This is a genomic window from Rhizobium sp. K102, assembly GCF_022385315.1.
Lineage (GTDB): Bacteria > Pseudomonadota > Alphaproteobacteria > Rhizobiales > Rhizobiaceae > Rhizobium > Rhizobium croatiense.
The window spans coordinates 52,663-72,358 of sequence record NZ_CP092437.1; the positions used below are offsets into that span (position 1 = coordinate 52,663).

Genomic DNA, 19,696 nt, shown 5'->3' on the forward strand with positions numbered 1-19,696 from the left:
GCTTATGAATTCGCTTGACGCAGCATTATGTTATCGATAACTTTGCTTAAGGTTAGCGATAACCTTAAAGCTGGCAGCATGCAATCTCAAGCCTTCCGAAAGCCGTCCAGTCGGCGCAATGGAAGGCTTTTATGCTGGCGATGGGAGGTCCGGCACACGGGGTTCGCAAGGCTTCGAAGCAGAAGCGAGCGAAAGCGTGACCGTTTGAAATCATCCAGAGGAGGAAGATCAATGAAGTTTTCAAATAGCATCCGAACCGCACTCGCCGCGATCGGGATCGTCGCGGCCGGCTTGGCGTCTGCTGTCGAGGCGAATGCCGTCACGCTGAACGATATCATCTCGCGTGGCACCGTCCGTATCGGCGTCCTGACCGGCGCGCCGCCCATGGGAATGGTCGATGAAAAGGGCAATCCCACCGGCTACGATGTCGATGTCGCGAACCTGATCGGAGGCTATCTGTCGCTGCCGGTCGAGCTTGTGCCGTTAACGCCGCCGGCCCGCATTCCTGCCTTGCAGACCGGTAAGGTGGACTTCCTCGTCGCCACTCTGGCGCCGACGGGAGAGCGCGCCAAGACCGTGATGTTCACCCAACCCTACAGCGCCTTCAACATGGACATTATCTCCGGTCCGGACCAGAAATTTGCCAAGCTTGCCGATCTCGAAGGCAAGCGCGTCGCCGCCAACCGGGGTTCGTCGCAAGAAACAGCGCTCCGCAAGGCTGCGATTCCGGGTCTCGAAATTGTTGTTTACGAAGATGATTCCACAAGCGCGCAGGCGCTGATCGCCGGCCAGGTTGATGCCGTCGCGCTGCCCTCGACGGTTGGCGATGCTATAATCAAGCAGCGCCCGGATGCCGGCCTGCAAGTCGGCTTCACTTTCTTCCAGCAGGGAAACTCGATGGCGACCAAGCTGGACGATTTCGAACTGCGCCAATGGCTCAACACCGCTATCTACCTGATGAAGATCTCCGGCGATCTCGACAAGATTGCGACCAAGTGGACCGGCCGGCCGATGCCGACGCTGCCGACGTTCTGACCGCAGTTCTCAAGAATCCGCCGGCCAATGCTCCGGCGGATTTCCCATAACCACGGAGTCCTCATGTCCTACACATTTCAGTTCGGCGTGCTGGCCCAATACCAGGAGCAGATCTTCAGCGGTATCTGGCTGACGATCAAACTTTCGGTGCTATCGATCATTCTCGGCTGCGCTGCCGGCATCGCGCTTGCCTCGGTACGCTCCATCTGGGGCGGTGTGGTCCGCCTTCTCGTCGATGCCTATGTCGAGATCATCCGCAATACGCCCTTCCTGGTCCAGCTGTTCATCGTTTATTTCGGCCTGCCGGGCCTCGGCCTGCGCGTCGGCGCCGATACGGCTGCGCTGATCGGGATGACAATCAACCTTGCCGCTTATTCAACGGAGATCATTCGGGCTGGCATCGAGGCAATCCACAAGTCGCAGATCGAGGCCGGCGAGGCCTTAGGGCTTACGCGTTTCCAAATCTATCGCCATGTCATCATCGTGCCGGCGATCGCCAAGGTCTATCCGGCGCTGTGCAGCCAATTCGTCCTGATGATGCTGGCCTCCAGCATCTGCTCAGCCATCTCGACCCAGGAACTCGCCGCCTCGGCTGCCTTCATCGAATCGCAGACCTACCGATCCTTCGAAATCTATATCGCGGTCACGCTGATCTATCTTTCCCTGGCGCTGGCACTACGCGCCGCCCTCGCCCTGATCGGCATGTGGCTTTTCGGCCGCCGTGTCGCCCGGCGAGCGATGACGGCGCTTCCGGAGGTGCAGGCATGACCCTCACGACCTTTGGTGCCGATCAGTTCGGCTTTCTTCTTCTATCGCTGCAATGGACGCTCCTGCTGACGGTTATCGCGCTGATCGGAGGCGGTCTGCTGGGCTTTGCCGTTGCGTTGGCCCGTACGGCACAGCCGAAACCCGTGCGAATTGCGGCAGCCACCTACATCCAGGTCATCCAGGGCATTCCGGTGCTGATGATACTGTTCCTATCATATTACGGTCTGAGCCTCGCCGGCTTGGAACTGCCGCCTCTCTTCGCGGCAGGAGCGTCAATGACGATCTACGCCTCCGGCTATCTTGCGGAAATCTGGCGGGGCTGCATCCAGGCAGTGCCGAAGCAGCAATGGGAGGCTTCGGAATCCCTCGCCATGACCAGATTGCAGCAATACCGCTATGTGATCCTACCGCAGGCCATGCGCATCTCCTTGCCGCCGACCGTCGGTTTTGCCGTCCAGGTGGTGAAGAACACCTCGATTGCCTCGATCATCGGCTTCGTCGAGCTTGCCCGCGCCGGGCAGCTCATCAACAACGCGACGTTCCAGCCATTCCGCGTCTTCCTCGTCGTTGCCGCGCTTTATTTCGTCGTCTGTTACCCATTGTCCCAGCTCTCGCGCTTGCTGGAAAGGAGGCTTCATGCCGGAAGTAGTCGTTGAAAACGTCCACAAGAGCTTTGGTGCTCTCGAAGTCCTCAAGGGAGTATCTCTGACGGTGGGCCGCGGGGAAGTCTTTGCGCTGATCGGTCGATCGGGCTCGGGCAAAAGCACGCTTCTGCGCTGCATGAACGGCCTGGAAAAGATCAATTCCGGCCGCATCGAAATTGCCGGCCATACACTTGGGCAAGACGCAAAGGCACTTCGCAAGCTCCGCACCGATGTCGGCATCGTCTTCCAGAGCTACAATCTCTTTCCGCATTTGACGGTGGGCGAGAACATCATGCTGGCGCCGAGGATCGTCAAGGACGTTGCGAAGGCAAAGGCCCGCGAGGTTGCCCACGAGGTACTTAAGCTCGTCGGTTTGTCGGAAAAGTTCGACTCCTACCCGGATCAGCTTTCCGGCGGCCAGCAGCAACGCGTCGCCATCGCCCGCTCGCTCGCGATGCGGCCGAAGGTCATGCTCTTCGACGAAGTGACATCGGCCCTCGACCCAGAGCTCACCGAAGAAGTGCTCACGGTGATGGAACAGCTCGCCCGCGACGGTATGACCATGATCCTCGTGACCCATGAAATGGCTTTTGCCAGGCGCGTCGCGACGCAGACGATCTTCATGCACAAGGGAAAAATCTGGGAACAGGGACCGTCTGCAGCGCTCTTCGCCGATCCACAGACGCCGGAACTGCGGCAGTTCGTGAAATCCGACGTCAAATAACGGATTTTGCACCTTGTCGTTGCGTGTTGATCCCACCCGAGACCGTCTTCGCCATTTTGATCTTGTCGAGTGGCGGCGACGCCTGTTCGCGTGGCAAGGTATCGCTAGCGTCTGGCTCAGATGAATATCGTTTCGTCCTAGGCGTGTTCGTCAGCGGCGGGAGCGGCGGCGACGTTCCGATCTCCGGCGCCCGGCGCCTCGGCTCCCCAGATTTCGATCTGCGTCAGCGCCGGAAAGGGCGAGACATCCTCGGCCTTGATCAGGCCATGCAGCTCGACCCATTCGACGACGCAAGGCTCGATCGGGAAGCCCTGCGCGACGCCCGATTTGACCAGCGGGAAGGAAAAGGTTCTGCCGTCCGAGAAGGTGACGCTCGCCTCTTCCCACCAGGAATCATGCGGGAAATCGGCGCGGAGGTAGAAGACGATCTCGTCGATCCGCACCGGCCGACCGAACTCCACCGTCAGCGCGGCTTCGGGATCGCGATTGATGCCCCAGCTGGTGTAAGGCCAGAATCCATGATTGTCGTTGGCCTTTTCGCCGTCGATCGCGTTGCGCGCGGCAAAGACCGCTTCGCCGCGGGTCTCGACATTGGCGCGCGCATGCGGGAAGAGCGCCCGATTGGCATGATCGTCCCAGGGATTTAGAGCGAGATTGCGCCGCTGGGCGAGTTCGTCGGGCCGCGCCTTTCTTGCCGAAAGCCGGTGAATATCGCCCTTGAAGGCATTCGGCGAATAAGACTTGCGCTTATCGCCGAAAGGCACGGCGAGCGAGTAGGCGCTTTCCCTGATGTAGACCAAAGCGGAGTGGATTGCGCTGTCCAAAGCGAGAAAGAGATGCCCGGGTTCGGAAGCCTCGACGACGACACAGTCGCCCTCGCGATAGTCCTGGCGATAGACCAGGAAGGTCTCGTCCCGCCCTGTGGAACTTGCCCGCACGAATCCATCGGCATCCACGATCTTCAGCGTCAATTCCATGCTCGACCTCCTCAGAGCATGATGCCGAAAACTGTAAGCGGTTTTCGGACAACATCATGCTCTAACTTTTTAATTTATCTGCAATTTCAGTCGCTTCCCGGCGAGCGGCAGACGCAGCCGGTAGAGCTTCTCGGGCCAGGCCGATCTCAGCCTGGCATCATTCACCTCGATCTCGTCGATTTCGATTTCGCCGGCGCCGTCGACAAAAATGCTGCCGAGATCGGGTAGATCGATCCTGCTCTCGGTGATAACAGGCGCGAGGCACGTCATCAGCGACAGCACCACCGGCCGGTCGCCGTCATGGGTATCGACGATCTCCACGTCCCGGTCCCGATGCAGGGAGACCACGCGTCGATAGCTCCGCAGCTCCGCTTCCTCGGGATAGGCGCCTGCGATATCGAGGGATATGCGCGCGCTCGCCTCGGCGAATTCGACCTCGACATCCTTTGCGCCGAAGGCTTCGCCGGCGGACTGCATGACACCTGAGAAAGTCGGCACGTTGTGATAGGCCGACTGCATCGTCCAGATCTCGTAACGCCGCGGCGAGAAGGTCTTGGCCGTATAGGTCTCGACGCCGACATCGATCAGGAACGGACGTCCGTTCTTGTAGAGCGTCACGCTGCCGACATCGTTGTGATTGTGGCCCTCGCCATTGTTGCCGCCCTTGACCGCCAGCGAAAACTGCTCGTCGCGCGCGACGAACAGGCCGATGCCGGGATAGAAGATATCCCGCCCGGACGCGGCATTCGGCTCGATCTTCGGGATTGCCGGCACGGTCAGCAGTTCCTGCACGCGATACCAGAGGTTCCATTCCCCCGGCAGGTGCGGGCTCTCGGCGTCCGCCCGGTCGGCCGCGGCGAAGGCCGCCAGCATTTCGGAGCCGACCGCCTTGCCGAACAGATATTCGCGCGCGCTGCAGGGTTCGACCACTGCGGAGGAATCCGCGAAGTTGAAATAATGGCGGCCGGCCACATGCATATGAGCGATATATTCGGCCATGTTGCGGATCTTCGGCTGCCGCCAGATCCCGTCGAACAGGCCGGGCGCGACGCTATCGAGCACGGTCAGCGCGCCGTGCAGGCAGAGAGCGGCGTGGCGGTAATAGACCACGCCTTCCTCGCAGGCGCCGTCCTCGGCATAGTCCTTCAGGAAGGCGTCGAGACTGCCGAGCGCCCTTTCGATGACGGCGTGGCGCGTCGGCTGATCGGTCTTCAGCGAGAAGGTGGTCAACAGGATGTTCTGGGTTATCCAGGCGGTCCAGTTGTTCATCCGCCCGTCGCCGCTGCCCATCCACCAGAAATGCCGGCTGAGATAGGGCGTCAGGATGCGGGCCTCGATCTCGCGTTTCACACGCGCCGCAATCTCCGGGCTGATGCCGTCGAGCGCATCGCCGAGCAAGGCGACGATCGTTGCCAGAAGGGCTGACGTTTCGGCGGCGAAGAGATCGACGACCGGCTGCGAAGTATCAGGCAGCGGCAGACGCGGGCCGCCGCGCCCATAGGCATTGTGCGCCGGAAGCTGCCAGCCGCTTTCCTCCGCGATCAGGAAGACGCCGTCGACAATCCTGGGCAGGAACCGCCCGCTCCCTTCGACGAGTTCACCCAGCACCAGATCGTTGAGCATCCGCCGCCGGGTGAAATAAAGCTCCTCGAAACGCGAACGATTGCCGGTCGCCGTATATTCCCGGTAATCCGAGGCCGTGATCAAAGACCATGCGCGCGCAAGCGCGGCCTCGGCGTCGCGGACGACCACGTCCCGCACGGCCTGCGGCACCGCTTTCCATCTCTCGCGATCGGAGTAGACGGCTCCCGGCGTGAAATCGCCGAGGATGTCCGGCAACGCGCCTGAAATCTCGCTGAACATGTCCCTCCCCGCACTGGAAAAGTATCGACGGGCGCCTGGCCTTCACCCCCCCACCTATCATATGTTTCCGGCACTTGCCATAAAATTTGTATGATCTATTCAGAACTTGTTTGACCAATACCGGAGATGTGCTATGTCCTTGGCAGGAGGAAGAACAGGCGGCACCCATCCGCCCGAACGGCTCTGGATTTAGGCTAGAGAAGCCCGGAAGCCGCCAACTGCAGAATGCCGACCAGGAGGAGCATCGGTGTCCATATCGAATTCGGTCATCGCGACGGATGGCGCCCCGGCAACTCCACGCCGGAAGGTCGCGGTTCTGTCCAAGCGCCAGCGCAAGATCCGCAGCGCGCTGGTCGCCTATTCCTTCATCGCGCCGAATTTCATCGGCTTCGCCGTCTTCACGCTCGGCCCGATCCTCTTCGCCTTCGCGCTCGCCTTCATGCATTGGGACGGCTCGAATGCGATCACATTCGCCGGACTGGACAATTTCTGGCGGCTGTTCGACGACAAGGCCTTCGTCGCGGCCTTCTGGAACACCATCATCTATACGGTCGCCTCGGTGCCGGCGACGCTGCTCTGCGCGCTCGGCCTCGCCGTCCTCCTCAACCAGAAGATCGCCGGGCGCAATTTCTTCCGCACGGCGATGTTCTTCCCCTATGTCGCCTCGCTGGTCGCCGTCGCCGTCGTCTGGAATATGATCTTCAACCCCGAGATGGGGCCGGTGAACATGATCCTCTACACGCTCGGCCTTGACCCCAAGAACATGCCGGGATGGGCGGCCGACCGACATTGGGCGATGGTGACGGTGATCCTGTTCGGCATCTGGAAGAACATGGGCTATTACATGGTCATCTACCTGGCCGGCCTGCAGGGGATCAATTCCGAACTCTATGAGGCTGCCGATCTCGACGGCGCCAATTCCTGGCAGAAGTTCATCCACGTCACCGTGCCGCAGCTCGGGCCGACGACCTTTTTCGTCACCGTCATGCTGACGATCCAGTCCTTCAAGGTGTTCGACCAGATCTTCATGATCACCCAGGGCGGACCCGGCACTTCGACGCTCGTCCTCGTCTACCACATCTATAACGAAGCCTTCATCTCCTGGGATCTCGGCTATTCCAGCATGATTTCGCTGGTGCTGTTCTTCCTCGTGCTCGCGGTCACGGTCTTCCAGTTCCGCCGCCAGAGGGAGGACGAGGCATGAGGATCGCCGGACGCAAGATCACCGTCAAAACAGTCCTCCTCTATGCGATCGTCATCACGGTGACGGTTGTCATGCTGATGCCCTTCGCTTGGATGCTCTCGGCATCGCTGAAGCTCAGCCGCGACGTGTTCGCCTTCCCGATCGAATGGATACCGTCGCAGCCGCAATGGCAGAACTACGTCGATATCTGGACGAAGATCCCGCTTGCGCTCTTCATCTACAACACCTCGAAGCTGACGATCATCGTCACGCTGCTGCAGCTTCTGACGTCGAGCTTTGCCGCCTACGCCTTCGCCAAGCTCAATTTCCCCTATAAGAACACGCTGTTCCTCGGCTATATCGCCACCATCGCCATGCCCTGGCAGGTCTATATGGTGCCGCAATTCCTGCTGATGCGCGAATTCGGCCTCAACAACACGCATCTGGCGCTGATCTGCCTGCAGGCCTTCACCGCCTTCGGCGTTTTCCTGATGCGGCAATTCTACATGTCGATCCCGACCGAGCTCTGCGAGGCGGCACGCATCGACGGCATGAACGAATATCATATCTGGGCGCGCATCATGCTGCCGCTCTCGAAGCCCGCCCTCTCGACACTGACGATCTTTACCTTTGTCAGCACGTGGAACGATTTCCTCGGGCCAATGATCTATCTCACCAAGACAGAGCTGAAGACCGTCCAGATCGGCCTGCGCATGTTCATCTCGCAGTATTCGGCCGAATATGGGCTGATCATGGCGGCCTCCGTCGTCGCCCTCGTTCCCGTTCTCATCGTCTTCCTCGCTCTGCAGCGCTTCTTTGTCGAGGGCATCGCCTCGACGGGACTGAAGGGTTAAAGCCATGAATGCCGTTTCAACAGTCGCCCCGCAGCCGATCACCGACAAGGAAGTAAACGCCGCGCTCGATCTCGCCGTCGCGCAGGTCAGGCGCAATCTTCCCACATTCACCTACGCCGCGCAGAACCATTCGAGCGTCAACAACTTTTATCCCGCTGTTGCCAACGACCAATGGACGGCCGGCTTCTGGCCGGGCGAGCTATGGCTCGCCTTCGAGCACAGCGGCGATCCTATTTTCCGGCATGCCGCGCAGATCCAGGTCCAGTCCTTCCTGCATCGGATCGTCAACCGCATCGAGACCGACCACCACGATATGGGCTTTCTCTATTCGCCCTCCTGCATCGCCGCCTGGAAACTCGTCGGCGACGAGGACGGCCGCAAGGCGGCGATCCTCGCCGCAGACCAGCTGATCGAACGCTTCCAGCCGATCGGCCAGTTCATCCAGGCCTGGGGCCACAAGGGCAAGGCGGAGGAATACCGCTACATCATCGATTGCCTGTTGAACCTGCCACTTCTCTATTGGGCCAGCCGCGAGACGGGCGACCCGAAATATCGCGAGATCGCGCTCACGCACGCTCGCACGACGCTCGCCCATTCGGTGCGGCCGGACGATTCCACCTATCACACTTTCTACATGGACCCGGCCACCGGCGCGCCGGTGCGCGGCGCCACCAAGCAGGGCTACCGGGACGACAGTTTCTGGGCGCGCGGGCAGGCCTGGGGCATCGCAGGCATGGCGCTCTCCTACCGCTACGAGCGGATCGAGGAATACCGCCGGACCTTCGATCGGCTGCTTGGCTTCTATCTCAACCGGCTGCCGGCCGACATGGTGCCCTATTGGGATCTCGTCTTTTCCGATGGCGACGGCGAGCCGCGCGACAGCTCGTCCGCCTCCATCACCGCCTGCGGCCTGCTTGAAATGGCCGATCTCGTCGGCGCCGAAGCCGCCGAGCGCTACCGCATGCTGGCGCGGCGCATGGTGAAGAGCCTTGCCGATCACTATGCGGTCAAGGATCCCGCAGTCTCCAACGGCCTGGTGCTGCACGCCACCTATTCGAAGAAATCGCCCTTCAACACCTGCCGTGGCGAGGGCGTCGATGAGTGCGTCTCCTGGGGAGATTATTATTACATGGAAGCTTTGACGCGCCTTTCGCGCCGCTGGTCTTCCTATTGGTGACGTCAGGAGAACCCGATGGCCAGCATTTCGCTTAAAGACCTGAACAAGACCTACGGCGCGCTCACCGTCGTCCACGATATCGACCTCGAAATCGCCGATAAGGAATTCATCATCCTGGTCGGCCCCTCGGGCTGCGGCAAATCGACGACGCTCAGGATGATCGCCGGGCTCGAGGAGATCTCCGGCGGCGAGCTCCGGATCGGCGGCGACGTCATGAACGACGTCCCCTCCAAGGACCGGGATATCGCCATGGTCTTCCAGAACTACGCACTTTACCCGCATATGACCGTCTACAAGAACATGGCCTTCGGCCTGCAGCTGCGCAAAGTGTCGCGCGATTTCATCGACAAGCAGGTGCAGGACGCCGCCAAGATCCTCGACATCACCCATCTCCTGAACCGCAAGCCGAAAGCGCTTTCGGGCGGTCAGCGCCAGCGCGTCGCGCTCGGCCGCGCCATGGTGCGCAACCCGGCCGTCTTCCTGCTCGACGAGCCGCTGTCCAATCTCGACGCCAAGCTTCGCGGGACGATGCGCTCGGAAATCACCAAGCTGCACAAGCGCCTCAATGCCACCTTCATCTACGTCACCCACGACCAGGTGGAAGCCATGACGATGGCCGACCGCATCGTCGTCATGAAGGACGGCCATATCCAGCAGGTCGACACGCCGCAGAACCTCTACGACCGCCCCGTCAACATGTTCGTCGCCGGCTTCATCGGCGCGCCCCAGATGAACATGCTGCCCTCGATCATCCAGCGCCGGGCCGGGCGCTATGTCGCCGTCTTCGATGGCCGCGAGTTGCCGCTGCCTGATCATTTCGACAAGAGCAGGATCGCTCCCTACGAGGGCCGCGAGCTGGTGCTCGGCATCCGCCCGGAAAACTTCCACGAACTGCCGCCGGCCGACATTCCGGCCGAGAACCTGGCCCCTGTGAAGGCGGTGGTGGAACTTGCCGAACCGATGGGCTCGGAAGTGCATCTGAACATGGTGGCTGGCGGGCGCAATCTCATCGCGCGCGTATCGCCGCGCTTCCGGCCCGATATCGGCGAGGAGGCGACGCTTGTCGCCGACATGAGCAATGCGCAGCTGTTCGACAAGGAAACCGAACGATCGATTCTCTACTGAGCGCCTGGGGAGACGGCCATGCAGTGGTTGCGGGACATGTGGACGAAAGAAGGGCCGGGCATTCCGAAGGATGCGCCTGCGAAGACCGGCCTTGCCTTGTTCGCCGATATCCTCGCCCGCGAATGGTGGGAGATGGTCAAGCTCAACATCCTGTTCATCCTGGCCTCGCTCTTCGTGGTGACGCTCCCGGCAGCACTCGCCGCCATGGCCCGCGTCTCGGTCGCCTTCGTCGAAGATCGCAACACCTATCTGCTCAGGGAATTCTTGGAAGCATTCCGGCAATATTTCTGGCGCGCCACCGCCTGGGGCCTGGCCTTGGCAGGCGCGCTTGCGATAGGCGTCCATGCGATTGCCACCTATGGCGCCGGGGCGCGCGGCAATCTGATGCTCGCCGCACCGCTGGCGATCGCGCTCGTCGCGACCGCCTTCCTTGCCGTGCTCGCCTGCCATCTCATCGTCTTGATGGTGATGCGCGACTTGCCGGCGCTGCGGCTCCTTCGCCTCGCCGCGCTCGCCTCCATCGCCCGCCCACTCCCCGCGCTTGCCGCGCTCGCGATCAACGCCACGCTGTGGCTGGCGCACATCCTCTTCTATCCGGTTTCCGTGTTCATGCCGGCGACCTTCAATTTTTCACTCGGAATGTTCGCCGTCGCATTCGGCGTCCATCGGGCAGTGGTGTTGGTTCTGGACCTGCCAGAGGCAATGCGGCCGCGCCGACACTTCATAAAATAACTGATCCAGAGACGATCCAGGGAAGGAGAACAGGAATGTATTTGGACAAATTCGGGAGGACGGTGAAACTTGCCGTGGCAGGTTTCACTCTGGCCGCGACGACGGCCGGCGCAGCGCTTGCTCAAGACGCCGTGACGTTGAAATGGGCTTTGTGGGACTGGGACAAGACCGCCTATTACAAGCCGCTGATCGAGGCCTATCAGGCCAAGCATCCGAACGTGAAGTTCGAGCCGATGGATCTCGGCTCGCAGGACTACCAGCAGATGATTTCGACGCAGCTGACCGGCGGCTCGAAAGATATCGACATCGTCACCATCAAGGACGTGCCGGGCTATACCAATCTCGTGCGCGCCGGCAACATCGCCGATCTCAGCGGCTTCGTGAAAGATCAGAAGATCGATCCGGCACCCTATGGCGGCCTGATCGAAGAGCTGACCGTCGACGGCAAGATCTATTCGCTGCCGTTCCGCTCCGACTTCTGGATCGTCTATTACAACAAGGACATTTTCGACAAGGTAGGCGTCCCCTACCCCACCAACGACATGACCTGGGCGCAGTTCGACGAAACGGCCGAAAAGCTTGCGGGCGGCATGGGCACCAACAAAACCTATGGCGCGCTGCTGCATACCTGGCGCTCAACCGTCCAGCTGCCCGGCATCCTCGACGGAAAACACACGCTTGTTGATGGCGACTACACCTTCCTGAAGCCCTGGTACGAGCGCGCGCTCACCCTGCAGAAGGATGGCGCCATCCCCTCCTACGCCTTCCTGAAGACATCGAATACGCATTATTCGGCGCTCTTCTTCAACGGCACGATCGGCATGCTGCCGATGGGCACCTGGTTCGTCGGCACCCAGATCGCCAAGGTCAAGTCGGGTGAATCGAAGAGCAAGAACTGGGGCATCGTGAAGTTCCCGCATCCCGACGGTGTGGCCGCCGGCACGACAGCTGCGCAGATCTCGGGGCTGGCGGTCAACGCCAATTCCGCCCACAAGGATGCCGCGCTCGATTTCATCAAGTTCGTCACCGGCCCGGAGGGCGCGGCCGTCATCGCCTCGACCGGTACCTTCCCGGCGCTGAAGACCGCCGATGTCAGCGCAAAGATCGCGTCGACGCCCGGTTTCCCGCAGGATGAGGCCAGCAAGGAAGCGCTGATACCGGCCAAAGCCTACCTGGAAATGGCCGTCAATCCGAACGCCGCGAAGATCGAGGTGGTGCTCAACCGCGCCCACGACGCGATCATGACCGACAACACCTCCGTCGATGACGGTCTGAAAGAAATGACTGAAGGCGTGAAAGCCATCAAGTAGTCTCACAAGATATCGGCGGCCGCGGGTCAACATCGGCCCGCGGCCGAATTTGTTTTTACGAAATTCCGAGTTGACGATGATCTACGATCCTACCAAGGCCAACCCGCTTTCCGGCAATCCGCTGACGACACGCGACGATCTGGCCAAGGCCGTCATCGACCTCTTCAAACCGCTCCTGCCCTATTTCTCCGAAGGCGGCGCACGTGTGCGCCTCGGTGCTGCCGGCGCGATCTTCGACCGGGCGGCGGCGGATCTGGAAGGATTTGCGCGGCCGCTCTGGGGCATCGTTCCTCTTGCTGCAGGCGGCGGTCATTTCCCGCATTGGGATCTCTATCGGCAGGGGCTCGCAAACGGCACCAATCCCGATCATCCCGAATATTGGGGTGATCTCGCCGATCGCAACCAGCGGCTGGTCGAGCTTGCCGCCGTCGGCTTTGCGCTGGCGCTGGTGCCCGAACATATCTGGGAGCCGCTTGCTGACAACGAGAAGAAGACGGTCTCCGCCTATCTTGTCGCCGCGCGGAACCTGGAATTTATCGACAACAACTGGAAATTCTTCCGCGTCCTCATCGATCTCGGGCTGGAGCGTGTCGGTGTGGCGTTCGACCAAAGCAAAACCGTCACCTATCTCGACGAACTGGAAGCTTTCGATCTCGGCGACGGCTGGTATCGCGACGGGCCGGTCCGGCGGGTCGATCACTACATCCCCTTCGCCATGCATTTCTATGGCCTGATCTACGCCGTGCTGGCGCGCGGCGACGAGGCGCGCAGGGACCGCTTCCGCGATCGCGCCAGGACCTTCGCCGCGGATATCCGCCACTGGTTCGGCCCGGATGGCGCAGCCCTTGCCTTCGGCCGCAGCCAGACCTACCGCTTCGCCGCCGGCGGCTTCTGGGGTGCGCTCGCCTTTGCCGGCGTCGAGGCGCTGCCCTGGGCTGAGATCAAGGGCTATTACATGCGCCATATCCGCTGGTGGTCGGCGCTGCCGATCGCCGATCGCGATGGCGTTCTCTCCATCGGCTACGGCTACCCGAACCTTCTGATGAGCGAGAGCTATAACTCTCCCGGCTCGCCCTATTGGGCGCTGAAATTCTTCCTGCCGCTCGCCCTTCCTCACGATCACCCCTTCTGGGCCGCCGAAGAGGCGCCGCAGCCGGAATTCTCAGAGCCGGTGGCTTTGAAGCCGGCCGGCATGGTCGCCATGCATACGCCGGGAAATGTCGTCGTGCTCTCCTCCGGCCAGCAGCACGACAAGATGCGCGGTGCAAACGAGAAATATTCGAAATTCGCCTACTCCACCCGCTATGCCTTCAACATCGAGGCCGACGACCGGAACTTTGCCGCCGCCAGCTTCGACGGCATGCTCGGCCTCTCCGACGACGGCGTTCATTTCCGCATGCGCGAAACCCTCGAAGAAGCGCTGATAGCGGGCGACCGGCTCTATTCGCGCTGGCGCCCCTGGCAGGACGTCAGCATCGAGACATGGCTCATCCCCGCAAACCCCTGGCACATCCGCATTCACCGCATAACCACACCGCGGGCGCTGAGCACCATCGAAGGCGGCTTTGCGATCGAACGTGCCGATTTTAATGCCGATCGATCCGAACAGGCGGAAGGTCGGGCAGTCTGTTACGGACAAACGGATGTCAGCGCCATCGTGGATCTGTCATCCCGTCCGAGGGCCGGCCACACGATGAGCCCGATCCCCAACACCAACCTCATCCACGCCAAAACCCTGCTGCCGCAGCTGCGCGGCGAACTCGGCCCGGGAACCACCGTGCTCGTCACCGCGGCGATGGCCCTGCCCAGCCGCGAGAACTGGGCCGAGGCGCTGAGCAACCCGCCGGCTAGTCCGGACACTACCGAGCTGGAGCGGCACTTCCGTGAAAACGGCGTGCGCGTGCCGGCATTCGCCCTGAAGCTTTAGGATTGTATACCTGAAGCGCGAGGAGCGAATCTGAATGATCTCGACGCGCTTTAGCCCGCCGCACGCAACTCATCGTACACCTCCGCGCCGATGGGAAGCCGGAGGGTGAACGTCGTGCCATTCCCGCGGCTGCTCGTCACCTCGATCGTTCCACCATGAAGCTCGATGATCTGTTTGACGAGATTGAGGCCGATGCCGGTGCCGGCAATGCCTGTGGAGCTTCTGGCGCGGAAATAACGCTGGAACATCTTCGGGAGGTCGTCGGCGTCGATGCCGATGCCTTCGTCGCGCACAGTGATGCAGACGCTTTCTCCTTCCTGCCACCCTGTGACGTGAACATTGGGAGAATCCGGCGCGTATTTCACGGCATTTGAGAACAGGTTGCTGAAGACCTGATCGAGCGCGGGGCGATCACCATAAATGGTCTGAGGAATCCGGTCGAGTTCGAGCAGAAAGCGATGGGATCGCCGGATGCTTTCCTGACGCGCACTGCAGGTTTCGATGATTTCGGCAATTGAGCACGGCTTGGGTATGATGGTGATCCGGCCATGATCCAACCGCCCGGCGGCAAGAATGCTTTCCATCAGTTCGAGCATACGGGAAACCGAGCTGCGGATCTGGTCGGCCTTTTCGGCAAGGAATTCCGGCGTCGCCGCCTCCTTGCGGCGAATGAGCCGCTGCGCTGCGCCGTCGATCACCGCCAGCGGGGTGCGGAACTCATGCGAGGCCATCGAGACGAACTGGCGCTGCAACTCGTTGATCTGCTTTTCCTGTTCGAGCATGCGTTCGAGTTCTTCCGCCTGCCGCGCCAGTTCGACGGTGCGGGAGCGCACCATCTCTTCCAGCGTATCGCGGTGCTGCAGCAATGCCTTTTCGGCACGCTTGGCCTCGGTGACGTCGGCGACGGCCATCAGCGATGCCGCCTTGCCCTTGTAGTTCAAGCAGGTGGAATAGACGGTGACTTCAATGGCGCCGCCATCTGCCTTGAGGTGGCGGGAGGAGCAGGTCGTGGCGGCTGGATCCTCGGCATCGAAGACGGCAGACGTGGCCCGTCCGGCGTCCTGCGGCGCCTGGATGTCACGCAGCGTCATGGTCAGGAACTGCTCCAGACGATAGCCATAGTGATCGATGGCAGCCTGGTTGACATGGAGGAACTTCAGGGTATCGCGGTCATACACCCACATCGGCATCGGATTGCCTTCGAACAGCAGCCTGAACGACGCCTCCTGCATCTTGAGATCGGTGATATCGACTCGGATGCCGACGCTGCCCCCTTCGGAGATCCGGCGTTCCTCGATCCGGATCCACCGGTTTCCGGGCAGACGCTGCTCGTGTTTGCTGGTGGGCTCGGCATGATGGGCCAGCCGCTCCTCAAGCCATTCCTCTTCGCGCCCGACCGCCTCCGGATACTGGCCGCGTTCGAGGCCTGCACGCAGGCGGTCTTTGAAGCGCATCCCTTTGACAAGCATATCGCCGCTTTCGGCGTAAAGCTGTTCGTATCGTCGGTTCCACAGGACGAAGCGGTCTTCGGCGTCGAACAGGACGAGGCCTTCCGGGACGACTTCGAAGGCTGCCAGAAGCCGGGCATGCGCCGCCCGCGCCTCCTGCTCGGCGCGTTCTGCCTGGGCGTGCGCCTCTGCAAGGGCTTTTTCCGCGAACCAGGCCTGTGTGATATCCTCATGGGTCGATACCCAGCCGCCTCCCGGCGTCCGCTGATGATAGCCGCGGATGATCCGGCCGGATTTGAGTTCCTTGATCCAATCCTGGGGCACGTCACCGATATTGGTCGCTTCGGCCCAGGCGAGATAGTCCGACGTCGAAGTGGCGGGAACGGCACCGACCTCATGTCTCAGATTCAGGATGTCTTCCAGGGACTGCCCCGGATGGATGACGGCGGGATCGAGTCCGTAAACCTCAGCATAACGATTGTTCGAAAGAAGCAGCCGGCCGGCCTCGTCAAACAGGCACACGCCCTGTCCCATGCTGGCAAGCGCGGTGTCGAGTTGCTCGTTGCGCCGCTGCAGTCGCGCCTGCGCCGCGCCGAGCTCGATATGTCGCTTGATGCGGGCGACGAGCTCGGCGGCGGCCACGCGGTTGGAGACACAATCCACCGCACCGGCGGCAAACCCCGCAATCTTGCTTTGCTCGTCCTGCGGCGAGACCAGTATAATCACAGGGATATCACGCGTTACGGCGTTTTCCTTGAGACGCCGGCAGTCTTCGAGATGGCGTCCCTCCGACGACAGGGCGTCGAGCAGGATAAGGTTGGGTAACGGCCGCTTGGCGACGCATTCGTGAAACTCATCTCGATCGAGGTGAACGCTGAGCACGATATCGTGTTGATCAAGGCAATCGCCAAGTCCGGGCAGGCCCGTCAACGCACCACCCATTGCAGAGATCATGTGCAGCTCGTCGGACAAGACCACTCCCCCGTTCGCCCAAGTGGCCGCGACTATAGGTCGTATGAGTTAATAAGCGACTTACCGCTGGTCGGCATGCCATCGTGGCCTGTTTCATGGTCAGGAAATGGTTAGTGGGTGGCGGCTACTTCTTGAAATTCCGGAAGAGTTTAGCGCTCGACGCTGCGCTTGCATCGGCCCATCGGTGGCATGACGGGAACACAGTATCTGCCGGTGCGTTCAGCAAAGCACCGGCTTCAGGAGGTCCCAATGCCAGCCAATGTTGCCACTTCAGCCTCCGATCTCGAACCGCGCAAGGGCAGTCCCAGCCCGCGGCTCGACGAGCATGAATTCAAGCGGCGCTTTCTCAATCAATTTCAGGATCCGGCCTACGGCAAATTGCAGGAAGAGCTTGCGCGACTCGCCTCGGCAGCCTGGGAAGCCTACGCAAATTCGCGAAAAAGCCCGAAGACCCGCAAGGCCGGCCCCGGCTTCGCCGATCCCGATTATGATCTGGCTGAAGACTGGCTGGCGGCCCGCGATGCCATCCGTGACGCGCAAAAGCGGCATGACGATCCGAACGGGCCGACCCGTCTGCTTCTCGTCAACGGCTCGACGCGCAGCGAACACACCTGCCCGGGCGAGATTTCCAAGAGCTACCGCATGGTCGATATCGCCAGGGAGGTGCTGGAACAGCAGCGCCATGTGAAGATCGAGATCCTCGACTTGAGCCGGCTCGCCTCGGAATACGGCCGGCAGATCCATCCGTGCAAAGCCTGCTTCTCCACGGCGGCGGCTCTCTGTCACTGGCCCTGTTCCTGTTATCCCAACTATTCGCTCGGACAGATCCATGACTGGATGAACGAGATCTATCCGATGTGGGTCGAGGCGCACGGCATCATGATCGTCACGCCGGTGCACTGGTATCAGGCGCCGTCATCCCTGAAGCTGATGATCGACCGGCTTGTCTGTGCCGACGGCGGCAACCCGGATCCGACGAGCACCCATGGGAAACATGCCGACCAGGCAAAACAGCTGGAGATGCACGGATGGCCCTATCCCCGCCATCTGGAAGGCCGCCTGTTTTCCGTCATCGTTCATGGTGACACGGAAGGTGCCGAAGGTGTCCGCAGGAACCTTTCGGACTGGCTGAGATCGATGGATCTTATACCAGCCGGCCCACTTGCGGAAATCGACCGTTACATCGGTTACTGGGAACCCTACGCGACAAGCCATGCGGCATACGAGAAAGACCAGGCGATGCAGGAGGAAATCCGCAATGCGGCGCGAACGCTATACGAAGCCGCTGCCGCCAGGCGCCAAGGCCGCCAGATCGCTACCGGCGCCGGCTTGCGGCAGCCGCGTCAGAAATAGCGACACGAACGCCTCTTGCTGGCCGGACCTTCGCTGCGGCCACCGGAAGGGAACACTATTGTCCGTTCTCGATATCGCGTAGCAGATCCAGGCCGCTTTGATATTTTTGCTTGTCTTTGCCGGCCTGTTCGGCCTGGCGCAGATTGTCTTCGAGATCGGCCCATTTGACAGGCAAAGCGAGCGAGTTTGCTGCCGCACGCCTGACGAATTCCTCGTCCGGCTCGTCGGGCCGCCGGGTCAATGCATCCACCGCAGAGATGATCGCCGACGGGAAGCCTTCCTCTTTCAGCCTGTCGAGCGTCCAGCCATTGCCTTTTTCGGCGACGTCGTGAAGGTAGGCGACGGTTCGCGCCTCGTCGCCCGGCACGAGAAGCGCGACCCGCTGACAGTGCTCGAAGAAGGGCCGTCCGGTTTTGTCCGTCTGGCCGTCATGTGCCTCCATGGCGATCTGCATGGCGTGGTCGAGATGCTGCATGACGATTACGGTCCTTCGGTCTCTCTGATCTTCTGCCGCGAAGGTTTCTCCCCCGTGGTTATCTCGATATCGGGCGGCGTCGCCCCGGCACCTTGACCAAATCCGGGGTGTGGCCGATCGCGATCGCCGCTTTCCCCGGCGCCTTGAAGCAGCGCCGCGTCGTCCCTGTCGTCTTGATCGAGCAGGTCCTGCAGCGTCTCATCCTCGTCCTCGCCAGCCAGCTCGTCGCAGGCTTGCATCCAATGACGCAGGTCCGCCCCTTCAGGGCGGCCTTCGGCCTCCCAGATTTCGTAGGCCCGCCGGCGTATCTGTTCGTGTTTGTCTGTGGCCATGATCTTCTCCAGGTCCGACCAGACCTCGCAGTTTGGTTTCGCCTCGAGCGGCCGTGTTTCAAGGCGTGTTGATGGTGGGAAGAAAATCCTCCACCTGCTTGCGCTCAGCCTTTGAAAGCGTCTCCACCCGCTCCTGCCAGAAGCGTTCGGCCGCCGGCGGATCCACCTCCCATTGGCGAACAGTGGTGATGTTGTCGTCGATCTTGGACCGGCGGCGCCCGCCGAGGCTCAGATACTCTTTCGCGAGTTTCAGGCTTGGCGTTTCGGTGCCGCTGTCGCGATCCGATGTCGAACTCGCATTGCGCCGGACTGCGTCCGATGCATTCTGGCGATCGACCTCGGCCCGTTGCGTGTCGAAGGAACGCGCGTCGTCGGTTCCGCTTTCGGGTGGTGTGTTGGTTTTCGAAGTCGTCATGGATCACCTCTCGATGCTGTGATCCATTAACCTTCGCCAGCTGTGAGAGTTCCGCACGCCGGCGATTGATTTGAGCGGGTCAATCAGTGAACGGCCATGCTTACCATGCGATAAGGGTGCACGGCCTCGAACTGCGAGATCATCGCCGTCGCCTGGAGCAATACGCGCTCGGCATTCTCGGGATCGTCCCGGGCGAGTTCGTCGGCGTTGACGCGGATCGCTTCGGCCATGTTGTTCGACAGTACAGCAAAGTGCATATTGCCCTCGACGAGGGCCTCGCGCGCCGTATCCTCCAGCGTACGAGCGATGTCGACGAAGATTTCCTCGCGTTCCTCGATAGTGAGGTCTTTGATTATATTGGTCTTCTCTTCCATGTCACTCA

The 19,696-nt window shown here is 61.1% G+C and carries 19 protein-coding genes; 12 read left to right on the plus strand and 7 right to left on the minus strand.

Annotated elements, in window-relative coordinates:
• The first annotated feature begins 231 nt into the window (after window positions 1–231).
• From MHI61_RS27765 to MHI61_RS27780, 4 genes are all read left to right on the plus strand, one after another.
• The gene (locus MHI61_RS27765) at window positions 232–1,035 is read left to right on the plus strand and encodes a transporter substrate-binding domain-containing protein (protein WP_183744151.1); all 804 of its coding nucleotides are present in this window, start codon (window positions 232–234) and stop codon (window positions 1,033–1,035) included.
• Between the two features lie 63 nt (window positions 1,036–1,098).
• Complete coding sequence (locus MHI61_RS27770) at window positions 1,099–1,803, plus strand: amino acid ABC transporter permease (RefSeq protein ID WP_239793204.1); 705 nt, start codon at window positions 1,099–1,101, stop codon at window positions 1,801–1,803.
• On the plus strand, window positions 1,800–2,459 hold the full coding sequence (locus MHI61_RS27775; protein WP_239793205.1) for an amino acid ABC transporter permease: 660 nt from the start codon (window positions 1,800–1,802) through the stop codon (window positions 2,457–2,459). The genes MHI61_RS27770 and MHI61_RS27775 overlap by 4 nt, the downstream gene beginning before the upstream one ends.
• On the plus strand, window positions 2,440–3,171 hold the full coding sequence (locus tag MHI61_RS27780; protein WP_239793206.1) for an amino acid ABC transporter ATP-binding protein: 732 nt from the start codon (window positions 2,440–2,442) through the stop codon (window positions 3,169–3,171). Before MHI61_RS27775 ends, MHI61_RS27780 begins: the two co-directional genes overlap by 20 nt.
• 137 nt (window positions 3,172–3,308) lie before the next feature.
• Here the strand turns inward: MHI61_RS27780 and MHI61_RS27785 are convergent, their stop codons facing one another.
• Both MHI61_RS27785 and MHI61_RS27790 read right to left on the minus strand, forming a co-directional pair.
• Window positions 3,309–4,148, minus strand: coding sequence for a carbohydrate-binding protein (locus MHI61_RS27785; protein WP_239793207.1), 840 nt, complete (start codon window positions 4,146–4,148; stop codon window positions 3,309–3,311).
• A gap of 69 nt (window positions 4,149–4,217) precedes the next feature.
• Window positions 4,218–6,011 (minus strand): heparinase II/III family protein, encoded by a 1,794-nt coding sequence (locus MHI61_RS27790; protein ID WP_239793208.1) that lies wholly within the window; start codon window positions 6,009–6,011, stop codon window positions 4,218–4,220.
• 247 nt (window positions 6,012–6,258) lie between these two features.
• On the opposite strand from MHI61_RS27790, the gene MHI61_RS27795 reads away from it, so the two are divergent.
• The 7 genes from MHI61_RS27795 (at window position 6,259) to MHI61_RS27825 (ending at window position 14,319) form a co-directional block, all read left to right on the plus strand.
• On the plus strand, window positions 6,259–7,215 hold the full coding sequence (locus MHI61_RS27795) for a sugar ABC transporter permease (protein ID WP_010029740.1): 957 nt from the start codon (window positions 6,259–6,261) through the stop codon (window positions 7,213–7,215).
• Entirely contained in the window at window positions 7,212–8,048 is an 837-nt protein-coding gene (locus MHI61_RS27800; RefSeq protein WP_239793209.1) for a carbohydrate ABC transporter permease, read from the plus strand. The genes MHI61_RS27795 and MHI61_RS27800 overlap by 4 nt, the downstream gene beginning before the upstream one ends.
• A 4-nt stretch (window positions 8,049–8,052) precedes the next feature.
• Complete coding sequence (locus MHI61_RS27805; RefSeq protein ID WP_239793210.1) at window positions 8,053–9,225, plus strand: glycoside hydrolase family 88 protein; 1,173 nt, start codon at window positions 8,053–8,055, stop codon at window positions 9,223–9,225.
• Between the two features lie 15 nt (window positions 9,226–9,240).
• Window positions 9,241–10,350, plus strand: a complete 1,110-nt coding sequence (gene ugpC, locus MHI61_RS27810; RefSeq protein ID WP_239793211.1) for a sn-glycerol-3-phosphate ABC transporter ATP-binding protein UgpC — start codon at window positions 9,241–9,243, stop codon at window positions 10,348–10,350.
• A gap of 18 nt (window positions 10,351–10,368) precedes the next feature.
• Window positions 10,369–11,082, plus strand: coding sequence for a YesL family protein (locus MHI61_RS27815; protein ID WP_239793212.1), 714 nt, complete (start codon window positions 10,369–10,371; stop codon window positions 11,080–11,082).
• 35 nt (window positions 11,083–11,117) lie between these two features.
• A complete protein-coding gene (locus tag MHI61_RS27820) occupies window positions 11,118–12,392 on the plus strand; it encodes a sugar ABC transporter substrate-binding protein (protein WP_239793213.1) in 1,275 nt (424 codons plus the stop codon).
• A gap of 76 nt (window positions 12,393–12,468) precedes the next feature.
• Window positions 12,469–14,319 (plus strand): DUF2264 domain-containing protein, encoded by a 1,851-nt coding sequence (locus MHI61_RS27825; RefSeq protein WP_239793214.1) that lies wholly within the window; start codon window positions 12,469–12,471, stop codon window positions 14,317–14,319.
• A 50-nt stretch (window positions 14,320–14,369) separates the two neighbouring features.
• Here MHI61_RS27825 and MHI61_RS27830 read toward each other — a convergent pair whose 3' ends face one another.
• The gene (locus MHI61_RS27830) at window positions 14,370–16,709 is read right to left on the minus strand and encodes a PAS-domain containing protein (protein WP_239793396.1); all 2,340 of its coding nucleotides are present in this window, start codon (window positions 16,707–16,709) and stop codon (window positions 14,370–14,372) included.
• A 279-nt stretch (window positions 16,710–16,988) separates the two neighbouring features.
• Here MHI61_RS27830 and MHI61_RS27835 point away from each other — a divergent pair, with 279 nt between their 5' ends.
• The gene (locus tag MHI61_RS27835) at window positions 16,989–18,092 is read left to right on the plus strand and encodes a flavodoxin family protein (RefSeq protein ID WP_239793215.1); all 1,104 of its coding nucleotides are present in this window, start codon (window positions 16,989–16,991) and stop codon (window positions 18,090–18,092) included.
• 55 nt (window positions 18,093–18,147) lie between these two features.
• Here the strand turns inward: MHI61_RS27835 and MHI61_RS27840 are convergent, their stop codons facing one another.
• From MHI61_RS27840 to MHI61_RS27855, 4 genes are all read right to left on the minus strand, one after another.
• Window positions 18,148–18,567, minus strand: coding sequence for a metal-dependent phosphohydrolase (locus MHI61_RS27840; RefSeq protein ID WP_239793216.1), 420 nt, complete (start codon window positions 18,565–18,567; stop codon window positions 18,148–18,150).
• Between the two features lie 5 nt (window positions 18,568–18,572).
• Complete coding sequence (locus tag MHI61_RS27845) at window positions 18,573–18,899, minus strand: DUF2934 domain-containing protein (protein WP_239793217.1); 327 nt, start codon at window positions 18,897–18,899, stop codon at window positions 18,573–18,575.
• A 58-nt stretch (window positions 18,900–18,957) separates the two neighbouring features.
• Window positions 18,958–19,314, minus strand: coding sequence for a hypothetical protein (locus MHI61_RS27850; RefSeq protein WP_239793218.1), 357 nt, complete (start codon window positions 19,312–19,314; stop codon window positions 18,958–18,960).
• 83 nt (window positions 19,315–19,397) lie between these two features.
• Window positions 19,398–19,688: a hypothetical protein gene (locus MHI61_RS27855; protein WP_010032737.1), complete on the minus strand. Its 291-nt coding sequence runs from the start codon at window positions 19,686–19,688 to the stop codon at window positions 19,398–19,400.
• Window positions 19,689–19,696 lie beyond the last annotated feature (8 nt).